Raw genomic sequence first — 16,336 nt, forward strand, 5'->3', positions numbered from 1 at the left:
AATCAGGATCTTGTTCCGAAGTGGGTTAGGAGTTAAAGCATCCGGTATACCGGAACCTGACATCTTGGGACAAGGAGCTGAACCGTCTGATGAACTACGATCCACTCTATCAACCGTACCCCTCTTATCGTGTGCCCGTCTATGCCAACAAAGGCATGGTCGCCACTTCGCAGCCTCTTGCAGCACAAGCAGGTCTGGATGTGTTAAAAAAAGGCGGCAACGCCATTGATGCCGCGATCGCAACGGCTGCTGCGCTCACCGTGCTGGAGCCAACGTCCAATGGCATTGGGGGCGATGCCTTTGCCCTCGTCTGGACCGAGGGCAAGCTGCACGGCCTGAATGCCAGCGGTCCTGCGCCTCAGGGCATATCCATTGAGGCGCTCAAGGCGGCAGGCCATTCGGAGATGCCGAAGCTTGGGGTCATACCGGTGACGGTGCCTGGCGCACCGGCAGGCTGGGCTGAGCTGAGCCGCCGCTTCGGGCGGCTCACGCTGGCGGAAGCGCTGGAACCGGCTATCCGATACGCGGAGGAAGGTTACCCGCTTGCGCCTGGGCTGGCGCGCCACTGGGCACGGGCAGCGGACATTTATGCACGCCAGGGTGATGCGGCAGCAGGGCGTGCCTGGCTTGAGACATTCGCTCCAGGCGGGCGTGTTCCGGCCGCGGGCGAGATGTGGCGTTCGCCGGATCACGCGAATACGCTTCGCCGAATCGGCGAGAGCGGCGCACGTGACTTTTACGAAGGAGAACTGGCAGAGCGCATTCATTCGTTTATGGCAGAGCATGGCGGCTACCTGACCAAAGAGGACCTGGCGGCCTTTCAGCCTGAATGGGTCGATCCCATCTCGGTTTCCTATCGTGGCTACGATGTCTGGGAGATCCCGCCAAACGGTCAGGGACTGATTGCCCTCGCAGCGCTCAATCTGCTCAAAGGATTCGACTTTGATGAAAAAGAATCCGTGATCGGGTATCACAGACAGCTCGAAGCGATGAAACTCGCATTCGCCGATGGAGAGAAATATATAACCGAAGAACGGAAGATGGGCGTGACGGTGAAGGAGCTCCTATCCGAAGCGTACGCGGAAGAGCGGCGCAAACTCATTGGGGACGTGGCACGCCTGCCTGAAGCAGGCGATCCAAAGGGAAGCGGTACGGTATACCTCGCTGCGGCTGACGGTGAAGGCAACATGGTTTCCTTCATTCAGAGCAATTATATGGGCTTCGGCTCCGGGCTGGTCGTACCGGGAACAGGTATCGCCCTGCAAAATCGGGGCCACAATTTCTCTCTCGATCCGAATCATGCAAACGCCCTGGAACCAGGCAAACGCACCTATCATACGATCATTCCAGGATTCCTTACGCGCGGTGATGAAGCAGTTGGCCCATTCGGGGTCATGGGCGGTTTCATGCAGCCTCAGGGCCATGTGCAGGTTGTCATGAACACCGTAGACTTCCACTTGAATCCGCAGGCAGCACTGGATTCTCCAAGGTGGCAGTGGACCAAAGGCAAAACGATACTGGTGGAGACCGGCTTTCCGCAGCATATTGCACAAGCACTTGCCCGTAAAGGGCATGATATTCAGGTTGCTCTCGACCCTTCCATGTTTGGACGCGGCCAGATTATATGGCGTGACCCGGGCAGCGGGGTACTATGCGCTGGCACCGAAAGCCGGACAGATGGATCGGTGGCTGCATGGTAATACAGCTCAGCATAAAACAGAATTTTTAGTGAGCAGTATCGTAGGCAGAAGCAACCTTAAGCTGACCATTTGCTTCGGCGGCAGGAGAAACCGTTGATATATAGAGGATGGCGGACCATTCATGAATCGCTATCATCCTCCCATCACTAGATATTCCAGATCAAAAAGGCAAAGAAGAGATCATTCACTGATCTTTTCTTTGCCTTTTTGGATTAGATCATCGGCATGGAGGTACGGTATGTTAATCAACCCTGCCAGATTTTGTAACAGAAATGAATAAATCATGAAATCAATTAAGATTTTCGTAAATTTTCAGCATCAACCATAATCCCCAACCTCCTCCTGGCCGATATACATATAGGGCAAAAGACTCACCTCTCACATCACACATCTATAGAAACGAGGGTATAACATGAAAACAAAAAGGGTCACCCGGGCTTTATGGAGCATGATTTTGATTGTCATGGTTTTGATGCTGGGGGCATGTTCTTCCACAGAAAATGAAACGGCAGCGGACGAGCGGACCAAAGTAGGTATTGTCCTTACTGAAGTTGGCCTTGGCGATCGTTCATTCAATGATGCTGCTTTTGAAGGACTGGTTCAGGCCAGAAATGAAAACACGATTCGGTTTGATTATAAAGAGCCCGGAAAAGATCTAACCACAGAAACCGCATTTGAGCAATTCGCTCAGGATGGTGTGGACTTGATTATCGGACTTAGCGACACTCTTCTGCCTGATCTCGAAAAGGTCGCTGAGCAATATCCGGAGCAGCAGTTTCTTATTGTCGACGGACACTCCGAATTGCCAAATGTGACCTCCATGTCATTCCGCAGTGAAGAAGGCAGTTATCTTGCCGGCATGATCGCTGGCTTCGCGACAACCGAGAATCACGTAGGCTTTTTGGGCGGAATGGAGATCCCTCTTCTCCGCGATTTTCAACAGGGTTTCGAGCAAGGGGTGCAGGCGGTTAATCCGGAGGCTACAGTTCAGGTCGTTTATGCAGGAGACTTCGGCAATTCGAAGCTTGGTGAGGAGCTCGCAGCGAGGATGATCCAGGAGCAAGACGTCGATGTTATTTATGTCGCAGCAGGCCTCACCGGCGTAGGCTCACTAACCGAAATTCAGAAGTTGGGGAAATACGCCATCGGTGTGGATACGGATCAATTCTTTTTGGCGGAAAAGGCTGTCCTCACCTCGATGCTGAAAAATGTCAATGTCTCCATCTACAACGCTGTTAACACGTTTACGAAAAACAATCACTCCTTCCCGGAGCAGAACATGGTTGAGGGGCTGGCAGAAGATGCCGTAGGCCTGACCGCATTACATAACATCACACTCAGTGCGGAACAGCAGCAAATCTTCGAAGATCGGAAAGCTGAAATCATATCCGGCAAAACCAAAATTACGCTTGAACCCTAAATCGACGGATTAGAGGAGATACGCTTATGAAATTGCAAGGCAAACTGATTATTAATGCGTTAATTTCATTACTTTTATGTCTTGTGTTGGTAGCCTATATCATTTTTCAGTTACTGGGCATCAACGCCAAAAATCAAAATCTGGTGCCTGCCATGCTCAAGGTCAGTGAGCTTAAAGCCAATCAGATTCAGACCCAGCAGGCGTTGGATGTATTCTCTTTTTCGATGACAGCCGGCAACCAGAATGCCGTACGCAGCTTGTTGGACGAAGGTAAAACGATGATTCAGGAACTTAGCGAAGGATTACTGGAAACCGACGAGCAACTTCGACTGATGGGGTCCATTCAGACGAAACTGACTGCACTGGATCAGGGAGCAACTGAAGCCATGCAAGCCTTGGACAGCTCGGAAGCCAAACGGTACAGCACACGTGTGCAGGGCATTCAAAATGATATTTACATGCTCGATGAAATAACCAAGGAACGGTATGATCAATACACGATTAATCTGGAGCAGGACATACAGCAAACTTGGCAAATTGCATTGGGCGGTGCTGTTCTCCTGCTCGTCGCTGCCATGCTGTTCAACATGTATACTTCCCGGAAGCTAGCCAAACGTATTGGAGTGCTGAAGAACGCCGCAGGACAGATTGCAGCTGGCGACCTTACCCAGCAGCTGCCTGAAACCCGGGGCAAGGATGAATTGGATGAGCTGAATCGCTCCTTCCGTCTCATGACTGAGAATATTCGAAACATTATCCAATCGATTGATACCGCCGGAAAACGGGTGGATGGCATGGCTCAGGACATTGACCGCGGCAACGACACCATGCAGGCCATTGTGCAGCAGGTCTCCCGTACGACGGAAGAGCTGTCCATCGGCAGCCAGAAGATTGCGGAGGATCTGAGTGAAACGGTAATGGTCGTGGACAAGATGCAGCACACGTTCGGCAGCAACCTTCATGCCACTTCCCAATCGGCGATCCATGGCAACGAGGTGATGAGCACCGTTGAGGAAGGACACACGGCTATTGAGGAGCAGCTTCGCCTCGCTGAAATGAACCGAATCGCCATGGCTGAGGTTGAACAGACTGTGCAGGAGCTGGAAGAAAGCGCAGCGCGCATTACCACGATGACAGGCTATGTGTCCGAGATCGCCAAGCAGACCACGCTGCTCTCCCTGAACGCTTCAATCGAAGCGGCTCGTGCCGGCGAAGCCGGTCGTGGTTTCGCCGTGGTTGCAGGAGAAGTCAACAAGCTCGCAGAGCAATCTGCACAATCCGTGCAGCATATCTATGCGGCTGTGGGTGAAATCACAAGCGCTATGGACAAGGTGAAAGGTTCTGTGATGCAGAGTATACAGCTCTTCGCTGAACAGGAAAAGGCGACCGGACAAACCCGGGATTCCTTCTCCGCTATTCGTGACAGCGTAGAACAGATCAGTACGGGCATTAACCAGCTGGCCGAAGATATGCAGCTGTCCAGTCAGCTAAGTACACAGGTACAGCAGGCCATTGAAAACATCAGTGCGATTACGCAGCAATCAGCTGCCAGCAGTGAAGAGATTACGGCTTCGACGACGGAACAGCAGCGCTCGTTTGAAGAGGCCAGCATCAAGGTCAAATCGCTGCGTGACATCAGTGAGGAAATGCATCAGGAGCTGCAGCGTTTCCGCTTGTAAAGGTATGCCTCAGCTCACTAGTCTAAACAAGAAACCTCCACTTCTCTTGGTATGAGAGAAGTGGAGGTTTCTTTAATGAGCCTGTGTTTACACAGATTATTATTCAGTTCACGCAGGTTAAGGCTCTCTCAGCGAAGACCATCACAGGGCATCAATGATGTCTCCTGCCAGCAGAGACGCCGGGTCGCCGCGCAGCTGCGCAGCCTGCTCGGCGGCCTGGCCGTGCAGGTATACACCAAAAGCGGCTGCCTGCTCCGCGCTGAGTCCTTGAGCGAGCAGACCGGCGATAATGCCGGTCAATACGTCCCCGGCGCCGCCCGTTGCCATGCCGGCGTGCCCGGTGGTGTTAATGTACGCCTCGCCGGAAGGCGTTGCGATGACCGTTCGTGCTCCTTTGAGCACCAGGGTCACGCCCTGCTCGCGGGCGTACCGTGCAGCGTGACCAATTCGGTCACGCTGCACTTCGGGGGTCGGCATGCCCAGCAGGCGGCCCATCTCTCCGGGGTGCGGCGTCAGAATGGTCGCCGCACTGCGCCGGCCCCAGTCGAGAGGCCCGTTTGGGCCCGCGTCTGCGAGCATGTTGAGGGCGTCCGCGTCGATGACGAGCGGGCGATCCGTCTGCTGCCACAGGCGGCGCAGCCAGCCAGTGTCGCCCTCGAAGCGGCCGAGGCCTGGCCCGGTTGCAATCACGTCGCGGCTCTCCGCAAGACGAAGCACAGCTTCGGCGGAAGCCGCGTTCCACTCGCCGCTGTCGCCATCTGCGGCGGCTGCGAGCATGAGTTCAGGCACACTGCCGATGACATGCGGCAGCAGTGCCGCGGGCAGTGCCCATGTGGCAAGTCCGCAGCCCGCGCGCAGCGCAGCCTTGGCCGAGAGCAGACCTGCGCCGCTCATCGGCAGACTGCCTGCGACCAGCAATACGTGGCCGTAGGTACCCTTGTGCCCGTCCGGTGCCCGCAGACGATCCGTGTCCACCTTCAGGGCACCGCGCATTACTTCCTCCGTCAACAGACGAACGGAAGGACCATGGTCCGGCGCAAGCCATGCCGGAATGCCGATAGCGCGCACCACGATGCGCCCCGCGGCCGTCGCGCCCGGATACTGTACAAGCCCGCGCTTCAGCAGCGCGAGGCATACAGTCACCCGGGCTTGAATGCAGGGCTCATATACCTCCCCGGTGTCGGCATTCAGCCCGCTTGGCACATCGGCGGAGACGATAGGCTTACCGCTGTCGTTCGCCGCCTCAATCAGCGCCGCGTAGGCTCCCCGCGGCGCCCCCTGCGAGCCGGTGCCCAGCAGTGCATCCACGATGCCTGTGCACCGGCTGAAGTCCACGGCTTCACGGCCGTGGACAAGGGCAGGGATGCCGAGCTGCGCAGCGGCATCCCGCTGCACTGCGGCTTCGCCCCGCAGTGACTCGGGCGCATCGGCGTAGATCAAGGTCACGCCGAGCCCTGCCTCAAGCAGATGGCGGGCAGCAACCAGCCCGTCCCCGCCATTATTGCCCTTACCGATCAGCATGTACCAATGCTGATCAGCGGGGTGCGCCATCACCAGCGCCGGATCGGCGATGATGTCGCCCCCGGAGCCTTGGCGATCACCGGGCCCGGTGTGTGCCCGCTGTGCCTCTCCCTGCTCCCGGCGCCTTTGTTCCACCACTCTACCGCCTACAGCCTCTTCCCGGCACAAGGCGATAACTTCCTCCGCTATGGCTCTGCCCGCGTTCTCCATCAGACTGGCAGCAGGAATGCCCAGCTTGTGGATGGTATGCTCATCTACAGCTCGCATCTGTTCAGCGGTGACGATAAACAAGGTTCATCCCTCCCCGGTGAGTAACTTGAGTAACTTCTCATTCTGCGTTTATCTTTATTCGATTCTACTAGCTCCGGGCAAACTCTCCCTTAATAAGCTACCGTAAAACGGGAACCAATAAACTGCGGATCATCAAGCTCATCCACCAATGCCGCAGCAAAGTCGCCAACCGAGATCGTGCTCTCTCCCAGATCATCGGTCACCAAACGATTCATCCCGATCCGGAAATGGCCTGTCCGCGGTCCGGATGTAATTGTTGCCGCCGGGCTCATATACGTCCAGTGGATATCCGATTCCTCGATTAAGCCATACGCATCCAAATGTGCCTTCGCCAGGGTTCTAACTTCCTCCGGAAATCCAGGGGTATCCATAAGCATCTCACCGGAATCGGTCAGCAAGCTGCCAGCTCCGCCAACAACAACCAGACGGCTGGCTTTGCCGCGGCGAACACCCTCAATCAGTGAACGTGTAACTTCCAGCAGTTCCTCTTCTTCTCCGAATTTCGGACCATAGGCACTAACGACAGCTTCCTGGCCTGCTGTAAAATCGGCTACCTGATCCGGGTTCAGCAAATCTCCCTTTTCCACACGCAGACGTTCATGAACCATCTCCACTTTGGACGGATCACGCACAATCGCAGTCACTTCATGCCCGCGGTCCATCAGCTCCCACAGTATCGTCTTTCCAATCGTTCCGGTCGCTCCAAAAATCGCAACTTTCATATCTTATCCCTCTATTCATTAGATATCATCTAGTCAACATACCGTTATATTGTAATACTTAATCCTATTGTTATATACCTTAAACGGCTCACGCCATCTTAAACCGTCTGTACTCACTTGTAAACCAATGTTAATAAACCGACAAGAATTCACACATCCAATAAGCAACGCTGCACCTATCTTCTGCATCCAATGCATCTTTTACATAGCAAAGAAAGCCGCTATGGCGGCTTCAAAACCGGGATGTTTACTTATTTAAGTCCATCCTCCCCTTGCCTCCACCACATGCCTTCCGATTTCGGGCTGGTATAGGTGAAACCAAATTGGGAGTACAGGCGATCTGCAGGTACATCCGCAAGAAGACTCACCAAGCCTCGTGCAGGCACATGTTCACGCAAGTATTTCATGATCTCGCTCATAATCAACTTGCCATATCCCCTGCCTTGAACATCCGGGTGAACCGCAATATCCACCACCTGAAAGAAACAACCGCCATCCCCAATAACCCTGCCCATACCTACGAGTGCATCTCCATCGCGTAAATATACGGCAAAAAGACTGTTTGGCAGTCCAATTTCTGCTCCCTCCTTGCTCATCGCACTGAGACCCGCAATTTGTCGCAAGGCAAGATACTCTGCTGCTGTCGGTGGAATGTGTTCAATGCTGATCTGGTCCATGAATTGTGCCCCTTTCTGCTTGAATTCATCTACTTCCTGTGTAATAGTGAGAGAAAGCTTACGTGAAGCGTGTTTCAAGATACGTCAAGTTTATGCAAAGGAGGAAAACGTGTGTTTCAACCCTGGATCGATGAGCTGCTAACGCGCCCCGGCGCTGAGGCTGTGCTGTTTGGCGTCATAGCTCTGCTGCTCTGGATATATATATGGTCTGCCACTGAAGTCCGCCGCAGCCACGAAAGGCGAATGCGAAGGATACAAGATACATTATACATAAGCACAAACCTATTGGGAAAACTCACCATTCTGGAACATAAAAAGTATGCATTCTCTGAAAATGAACAACAGGATCTGTTCATGGCCATGCTGGCCTGCAAATCGGCATCTGACCTCTCCTCTACGTTACAGGATCAGATCCGCGATTGCATCAAGGAGCATGATCCTGCCAGACTCGCGCTGATGCACAGAGCATTGGAACGAGAATGCACCGCATTATCAGATGAACTCGGTCAAGATAACCGAACAGATCATTGGGGCGAGGCCATCTGGACAATCTTTCGGCCTCTGGCCGAACCGGCTGCACTGGCAGCTACCCTGTTTCTGGTTGCTGATCTTGTGTTCCGCCAGCGACTGTTGGACGTTTCCGTAGATTCATGGGAGAGCGTCCTCCCGTGGTTGCGTGCTGTTTCCTTAATGATTGCCATAATGTATGGTTATCTGCTCTGGGCCAGCCTGCGCCGCGAACCATCAGGTACAGTGAACAAAATACTCTTCTTGCTGATCATGCTATGCTCGCTGCTCCATCTGATTGGGACTGCTGCTGCTCCTTATGCCTTGGGATTACAGCTGATCCTGTTCGTTTCAGGTTTCGGGTTTACTGGAACTCGCCCACGTAGTGATCGCCCTTATGTAGGTCATACCGAGCTGGAGCCAACGAATGAGCCACCTACTGAAATCGAAGTGAGTGCAGCACGTAAAGCTGGTGCCTACACGGGCGAATCGTGAGGACCATGCCCTTTTTTCATGTAATCTATAATAATCAAATGGGTAAACCAGAACTCTCACGACTGAATCCTGCGTGTTGCTCGAGATGTAAAAAGGACTGAACTACAACGTAGTTCAGTCCTTTTCCATATAAGAATAGTATTGCTTTGGTAAAATGAATTAGCTTATTTCGCTACAACATGTGCAATGATGCGATCCTTTTCGTAAGTAACCTGAACGTCATAACCATCCGCAGTGACTTGGTCGAATTCACCTTTAATTACGCCAGCCGTCATTAAAGTTATATTCTTGGAACCTTCGATCTTATAGTTGGACAAGTCCAGATTGAGGTTTCCTCCATCCAGATACAGCTTTTTGCCAACATTAACTTGACTGTTATCATCGTCCATAACCAATTCCAACGTTCCATTGTCCATGGTAAGGTTTCTGTTTAATTTTAGTGCTCCATCCGCATGAACGATGACTTTTCCATTCTCCACATACAGATCACCTAGACCAAAGGCAGTTGCAGATTCAGCCACCAGCGTTCCTGCCTGCAGCAGCGTTCCGCCTGTGTAACTGTTATTGCCTGTCATGGTAAGTGTTCCTGTTCCCTTTTTCGTCAGCATCCCACTGCCGGAGATATCATTTCTCCACCAATCCTCTGCATTGAAGCGCCCTTTGGAAGCATCCATATCCACAGTTACATTGTTTATGAATGCACCGTAGCCATCCGCTGCCGTCACCAAGTCCAATCTGCCCCAACCGTTAGACTCGTCCAGAACCGGATAACCGGAATCAATGGATGTCGTATACAACACTTCTCTACGCTGCTCATCGTTCAAATAAGGCTGGCGTGTCTTCAATAGCGCCTCTGCTCCTAATGGCACTTCAGGAGCCAAACCTTTGATTCCTGTTTGTGGCAGTCCATATGTGAGTTTATCGCGATAGAAGGCTTTATTGGCATCATGATCTTCCCATTTCTTTTCGTCATATGCACTTTTGAAGGTATAATCCTCTGTTACCGTGTGTGCATATTCGTACAAACTCATATTTTCTTTTTCTGCCAATGCTCCGAACACTTCTCCTGCATTGGTATATGCCTTTTCCATCAATTCCTGGTTTTCTCCCTTGTTGAATGCATATGCTGCCATAGCTGTCGCTTGAATTCTTGCACCTATCACATCAAGCGGCGAGTGCATCCCGGTCACAATGCGATTTTCACCCATTTGAGCAGCTCTTGTTAAAAATTCAGAGAATCGTTCTGGCGTGGCGTAGGCAAAAGGAAGCACAGACAGATACGAAGCACTGGTATGACCGCTTGGGAATGCTCCATCCTTACCTCGTCCATCCTCCGCTATTCTTCGTACATAGCTTAATGCAGGGATAATTTCCACGTTGCTTTCGTATTGTTGGAAATGCTTTTCTCCCGTTGTTTTTGTTCCTCCTGAAGCCAAAGGCTCTTCTGTCACTTCACCCTTACCTAAGGTTTCCCACACAGCCAAACCATTCTCATCAACAACCTCTTTCACTTCTCCGTTCGAATTCATTCTCCATGGTCTTGGGGAAGAGTAGAAGTATTTCGAAGGGTTGGAGGAGGAAGGAATTTTGAATCGAACCAGATCCACCAGAGCTACCATGTCTGCAAGCTCCGTTTTAGCCCAATCACTTCCCATTCCCTGGCTTTGGTCTTCTGCCGTTTCTTCTGTCAAGACAACATCCATATCCTTGATATCTCTTTCGACGCTTGTCGTTGGCTTAACGATATCTACATATGTGTTAGCCAGTGGGCCAAAAGCTTCCATCATACTGTAGATCTTATCTCTCTGGTCATCGTAATAGGCTGCTAACGCCTCTTCATCGGTACGATTTTGCGTCACATCTTCTACATATTTGATGTTAGCGACCCAAGTCGCTTGATTTCGAATTTCCTCGTTTGCGAATGTTTTTTGGTCGGCGACGGCTGTCTTTTGATCATTTTTAAAGCCATCATAATAGGGGGTCGGTCCATCGCCATACTTTGCAACCTCTCCCTTAACTCCCGGCTTCGTCGCAGCTGTCCCATCTCTCCATTCCGATTGGTTCATGGACCAGACTTGTTCGAAACCGTCCAAGATATCAATAAATGGATTCGTTGCCGCAATATTTTTCAACGTGCCGTCGTCCGCATTGCCTCCATGTTCCACTGCAGACAGACGAGCTTCTTCGGCAGGGGGTTCCACATTCAGCACATTAGCCGAGCCCTTTGGCTTGAATGGTTTAGCATCTGCGTTAGAGTCTATTTCCAAGGCATTAAAAAGTGCACTTACAGCTTCTGCACGTGTGATGGATTGAAGGGGTTTGAAGCTTCCATCCGAATATCCGGAAATAATTTTTGCTGCGGCAGTTCCGCCTACAGCTCCTTTGCTCCAATCCGCAATGGACGAAGCATCGCTAAATGCATTCGCAGCTCCCTCATTCAGGTCCAGATTCAGAATGCCAGCAATGATTTTGGCCGCTTCCTGACGTGTGATCGGATGTTGAGGTTTCATCGTTTGATCCGCATAACCATCCATATATCCAGCCGCACTAGCTGTAGAAACGGCCTGATAATACCATGCATCCTCAGAAACATCATTAAAGTTAATGGCAGCTTGTCCTGCATATCCAAAAGCACCATTCACCAGATTCATAAATTCTGCTCTCGTAATCTCGTTGTTTGGTTTGAATGAACGATCCAGATAACCCCGGATCAGTCCTTCATCACCCCATGCTTGAATGTTCGCTTCCGCCCAGTGTCCCTTAATATCAGAAAACTGAATCTTCTGATCGGCTGCAAAGCTCCGATCTGCAAACGTTGGGCTTACCATAGACAACATTAGAAGTAATGCCAGTGATTTTTTTAGTGGTTTTCTCATGGCCTGCAAATACACGCTCCCATAATCGTAATTTTCAATTTCATCAGCGAATGTGTAGGATCGTCTCCATTCATTCCGTGTCTGATCTGGGGTTACTTTAGCACTCGGGGGAGCCTGGCATCTATAGAACAAATTCCGTTTTATATCAAATTCGTACGTTTTGGCCGGTGCATTCTCCAAAAAATAGATTGAATCATAGAATCGTCATCTAGAGTGCTGTTGTTTGTAAATTTAGATTAACGGAAGGTAAATTGTTCAGGGGGTGTTTGTTAAATTTCGATCAACATGATTTCTAGTGCCGGGGCTATTATATAATGATGAAGTTGTCTAGAAACCAGTGATGAAGGAGGAAAAAAGAATGCGCAAGCTCTTCCAGTCGGTGAGATCCAGGATGGTTTTTTCCTATCTTGCTGTCGTCCTTGTTATTGCGCTTCTTTTCGGCTCTATCTTATATCTCTTCTTCTCCCATCAATACAGCAAAGAGATTCGGATCAACAAACAATTACAGCTGCAAAGCGCCGTCAATTATATTGAGACCTCCGTTATCGATAAGGTGAATCAGGTCTATCTTTCTCTTGCCCTGGGCAGCCCTGTCAGCATTCAGCTCGATAGCCTGCAAGGAAACCACAGCAAAATTCTGGACATCGAGCAGCTGCTCAAAAGTCAGGTGCAGAATTATTCCGACCTGATTCAGGCCATTCATGTGTACGATACAGAGAATCATTTCATGATCTCTTCTGTATATGGGCTGCAGCTCCATGAGGTCAATCCTTCGAGCGAAGATACTGCCTACGACTGGATTAAAGCGATGAAAAAGAGTGACAGAAGCTCCTTATGGATGCAGACACGTATGGTTCCCGAGGACACTTATATTGAATCACCCGAACAGAGTAGCACGATGCCTCTAATCTCCTATGTTCACAGTTATCCATTTCAGTCCTCTGGACAAGACAGTAAGGTCATGGTTGCGATTGATATCAAAGAATCGACGATCAGTCAGCTGATTCGTAATATGATTCCTGCAGACTATGAAAATACATACATCGTAGATCAGCGTGGGGTCGTCATATCTGCCGCTGATAAATCAATGTTAGGCAGCTCCACGAGCGAGAATCTGCTTCAGTCGCTGCTCTCCAGTCCTTCTTCCGGCGAGAGCTTCACGCCAATATTTAATCATGATGCTTATGTTGTTTCCCATGAGCAATTCGAAGAAAATGGATGGAGAATGTACACAACCACCCCGAATAAAAGCTTCTATTATAAGCTGGATAGCCTAAAGGAGGTCTCTGCGCTTCTGGGTTTGATCGCTGTAGCGGTTGGGATAGCCATGTCGTTCGGCTTCACCGTAGCCAACTACAGTCCTCTTAAGCGGATCCTGAATAATATCAAGGCCAGGGTAGATAGCCCCAGCAGCCTGAAGCAGAATGAATATCGATTCATCGATTCGGCTATCAGCAACCTTTCCATTAAAGTTGATAGTCTGGAAGAAACGCTGCAGGCCAATCACAAAATGATTAGACACAGTATTATGCTGAATATGTTAAATAACCGATTTACAACCGAGGAACTCACGGAACAGCTGCAATCTGTTCGGGTGTCGATGGCCTATTCCCGCTATCGCTGCATCGTCATTGACCCCGTCAGCGAGAAGTGGAAGGAATTGCAGCCACGACAATTGCAGCATACGTTGTACACGATGATTCAGCAGCTGGAGACAGCAGAAATGGCTGAAACCAAGCTGCTTGCGGAGGAACTGCAGGATCACAAAATAGCCGTGATCATCTGTACGAACCAATGCGAAGAGCCTGTTTCGGATCACATTGTAAGCTTTATTCATTCCGAGGCGAGAAGCCGGTTCAGTCTGGATTTCGCTGTGTCCTTAGGCGGCTGGGTAGAGCATTTCACGAAGATTCACACAAGCTATCATGAGGCGAACGCCTTGATTCAATACAGCTATTTCTTTCCCGCTCTATCCGCCATTCAAGACCTTGATCTTCTGCAAAGGGAAACCAGCGGTTTGGAGATTCCGGACACGTACCTCATGAATTTTGAGAAGAAGCTGCAATCCCGTGATATGGACGGTACGATTCAGGCCATTCAGGATGTGGTATCGACCATCAAGGCAGGTCCCTATTCAGCTGAATACAGCCGCATAATTTTATTAAAAATGGTTTCCATATACGCTGACTGCATTAGTCAGGTGCGCTGGCAGCCCGCCGAGGCGAGCTCCATGAATGTATACAAGCAATATTCCTCGTTCTACAATATCAACCGGTATTCGGAATGGTTGACTCATCTCGTAACCGAATTTATCACACATATGGAGAAACGAAGCGAGGTCAGGAGTCCAGATACCATTTCAGCTGTTAAAGCTTACGTTCGCGAGCATCTTTCGGGCGATCTCACGCTGGATCATGTCGCCGAACAAGTGTTTATCAGTCCCAAATACCTTAGTAAGATCTTCAAGGAAGAGACAGGCATGGCCTATTCAGAATATGTCACCAATCAGAGAATGGAACGCGCACGCGAACTCATCGCCAAGCAGGAATTTACTATTGAGCAGGTTGCGAGCACGGTTGGATACCGTACCTCTGCTTACTTCATTAAGAAGTTCAAAGAAATTCACGGCTGTACACCGAAAACCTTCATGCGCAGTCTGATGAACTGATTGGCCGAAGGGTTATTCCTAACCTTGGACATTGATCCAGTTATCAAATGATGAAAAGGAGCTGCTATGAACCTCAACCTTTCAAGAGCTCTGTGTCTATCGATCACAACCGTTATCCTTGTCATATGCTTGAGCGGCTGCACCGTTTTGGGCGAACAACGCGCTCAAATGCAGCAGCACAATCCTGCTTATGAGTCAGAGAAGGATACAGAGCCGCCGTATACGATTTCCTGGACTATGCATCAGAATACCCCTGTTCCTGAGGATGCCGAGATGATTACCTATATTGAGGATCTTTTTGATGTGAATCTGGAGGTGTGGAACCTGGAGAACAGACGCTATGAGGACCTGCTGGACTTGGAGCTCGCTCAAGGGAACATACCGGATCTTCTTCGGATCAGGCAGCCACATGACCTGCTTAAATATCAGATGCAAGGGGTGTTAGCAGAAATCCCCGTGGACGTACTAGAAGAACATGCGCCTCATATTGTGAAGCGAATCCGGGATTATGATTCACGTTACTTGGAGTACGGAAAAATAAATGGTGCCTTATATGGAATACCGGTCATCAATCAGACTAATATCTACCGGACCCCTGTTGTATATCGGCAAGACTGGCTGGAGAAACTCGGTCTCGATATTCCGCGGACATTAGAGGAATTTGAGAAGGTTATGTATGCATTCGCCAAAGGTGACCCTGACGGAAATGGGCAACAGGATACATACGGGTTATCCAAAGAGGGCATGAATGTCGTTTTTGGTGCTTTTGGGCAGTCCGTTTTTACCGAGCAGCTGTACTTTAACCAAAAAAATGACCAACTCGTGATCGGCGCATTGGAACCAGAGATGAAGAATGCCTTGGCTTATCTGCAGAAGTGGTATCAGGACGGGATTATCGATCCCGAATTCATAACTGGTGAAAATAAAGGTGGCTATAAACATTTGTCCCACGCGTTTATTAATAGCAGAATTGGAATGACCTCCATGGGCAATTATTATCATTGGACTCAAGACGGAGATTATAGCATCCTTAATGAAAAGGACGAGGAAATTCCCGTTGAAGCCATGTTCAATGTCCATGAACTCCAGCAGAAGAACGCAACTGCAGACGTTGAATTCGGTCCTCCTGTTACAGGGCCTGATGGACTCCGTGGCTCCAAAGGTTACAATCTGCTGATGAGTTTCATTACAATCGGGGCCGATGCGGTCAAGGAGCCTGGCAAACTGGAAAAAATCCTTGAAATTCTCGATTATGTCAGTGCAAACTCCGATCCGGCAGAGCAGATCAAAATGGAATATGGCCTTCCAGGAAAGCACTGGGACTGGAGCTCTTCATCTTCAGGGGAATTTCACATTCTGCCCCCATATAACCGTATGGAGAATTACACCAATATGATCGGCTCCAGCATTGGCATGGCTGTTCCAGGTGCATCCATCGGCAAACGGGAGCAGTGGGCTGCATCTGAGGGATTGACGGAGAATGGTATTTATAATCAACTGGAGGTGGCCACCCCTGCCCTGATTCGATATTCATCTGAGTTGATCCATATGAGGGACAGGGCATACATCTCCATCATTACGGGGGATCAGCCTGTTGAAAGCTTTGAACCCTTCGTGGAGGAATTTATGGAAGCAGGCGGGCAGCAGGTACTGACTGAAGCCAATAAATGGTATAACGGGCGAATGGAGAAAAGTTCCAAGAAATAGTTTGGCCGCATTATCCCTTTAAAAGCATGAACTACCCACGAGTTTTCGAAAGAATACGTGTTCTTTGGAAAAC

The 16,336-nt window shown here is 50.2% G+C and carries 10 protein-coding genes; 6 read left to right on the forward strand and 4 right to left on the reverse strand.

Annotated elements, in window-relative coordinates:
* Positions 1-89 precede the first annotated feature (89 nt).
* The 3 genes from GUA98_RS25585 (at position 90) to GUA98_RS25595 (ending at position 4,799) form a co-directional block, all read left to right on the forward strand.
* A complete protein-coding gene (locus tag GUA98_RS25585; protein ID WP_227780121.1) occupies positions 90-1,700 on the forward strand; it encodes a gamma-glutamyltransferase family protein in 1,611 nt (536 codons plus the stop codon).
* Positions 1,701-2,112: 412 nt separating this feature from the next.
* Entirely contained in the window at positions 2,113-3,120 is a 1,008-nt protein-coding gene (locus GUA98_RS25590; protein WP_193724809.1) for a BMP family lipoprotein, read from the forward strand.
* A gap of 26 nt (positions 3,121-3,146) precedes the next feature.
* Positions 3,147-4,799, forward strand: a complete 1,653-nt coding sequence (locus GUA98_RS25595; protein WP_193724810.1) for a methyl-accepting chemotaxis protein — start codon at positions 3,147-3,149, stop codon at positions 4,797-4,799.
* Positions 4,800-4,940: 141 nt separating this feature from the next.
* Here GUA98_RS25595 and GUA98_RS25600 read toward each other — a convergent pair whose 3' ends face one another.
* The 3 genes from GUA98_RS25600 to GUA98_RS25610 form a co-directional block, all read right to left on the reverse strand.
* On the reverse strand, positions 4,941-6,611 hold the full coding sequence (locus tag GUA98_RS25600; protein WP_193724811.1) for an NAD(P)H-hydrate dehydratase: 1,671 nt from the start codon (positions 6,609-6,611) through the stop codon (positions 4,941-4,943).
* Between the two features lie 89 nt (positions 6,612-6,700).
* The gene (locus tag GUA98_RS25605) at positions 6,701-7,333 is read right to left on the reverse strand and encodes an NAD(P)-dependent oxidoreductase (protein ID WP_153976714.1); all 633 of its coding nucleotides are present in this window, start codon (positions 7,331-7,333) and stop codon (positions 6,701-6,703) included.
* Between the two features lie 251 nt (positions 7,334-7,584).
* A complete protein-coding gene (locus GUA98_RS25610) occupies positions 7,585-8,010 on the reverse strand; it encodes a GNAT family N-acetyltransferase (protein WP_193724812.1) in 426 nt (141 codons plus the stop codon).
* Positions 8,011-8,121: 111 nt separating this feature from the next.
* Between GUA98_RS25610 and GUA98_RS25615 the strand changes: the two genes are divergently transcribed.
* Positions 8,122-9,012 carry a hypothetical protein gene (locus GUA98_RS25615; RefSeq protein WP_193724813.1) on the forward strand — a complete coding sequence of 297 codons (891 nt, stop codon included), beginning with the start codon at positions 8,122-8,124 and terminating at the stop codon, positions 9,010-9,012.
* A 164-nt stretch (positions 9,013-9,176) separates the two neighbouring features.
* Here the strand turns inward: GUA98_RS25615 and GUA98_RS30220 are convergent, their stop codons facing one another.
* Positions 9,177-11,888, reverse strand: a complete 2,712-nt coding sequence (locus GUA98_RS30220; RefSeq protein WP_193724830.1) for an S-layer homology domain-containing protein — start codon at positions 11,886-11,888, stop codon at positions 9,177-9,179.
* A gap of 358 nt (positions 11,889-12,246) precedes the next feature.
* Between GUA98_RS30220 and GUA98_RS25625 the strand changes: the two genes are divergently transcribed.
* Entirely contained in the window at positions 12,247-14,556 is a 2,310-nt protein-coding gene (locus GUA98_RS25625) for an AraC family transcriptional regulator (protein ID WP_193724814.1), read from the forward strand.
* Between the two features lie 147 nt (positions 14,557-14,703).
* Positions 14,704-16,263, forward strand: coding sequence for an extracellular solute-binding protein (locus tag GUA98_RS25630; protein ID WP_321573915.1), 1,560 nt, complete (start codon positions 14,704-14,706; stop codon positions 16,261-16,263).
* Positions 16,264-16,336: the final 73 nt, after the last annotated feature.

Source organism: Paenibacillus sp. P13VS (genome assembly GCF_015143645.1).
Lineage (GTDB): Bacteria > Bacillota > Bacilli > Paenibacillales > Paenibacillaceae > Paenibacillus > Paenibacillus xylanilyticus_A.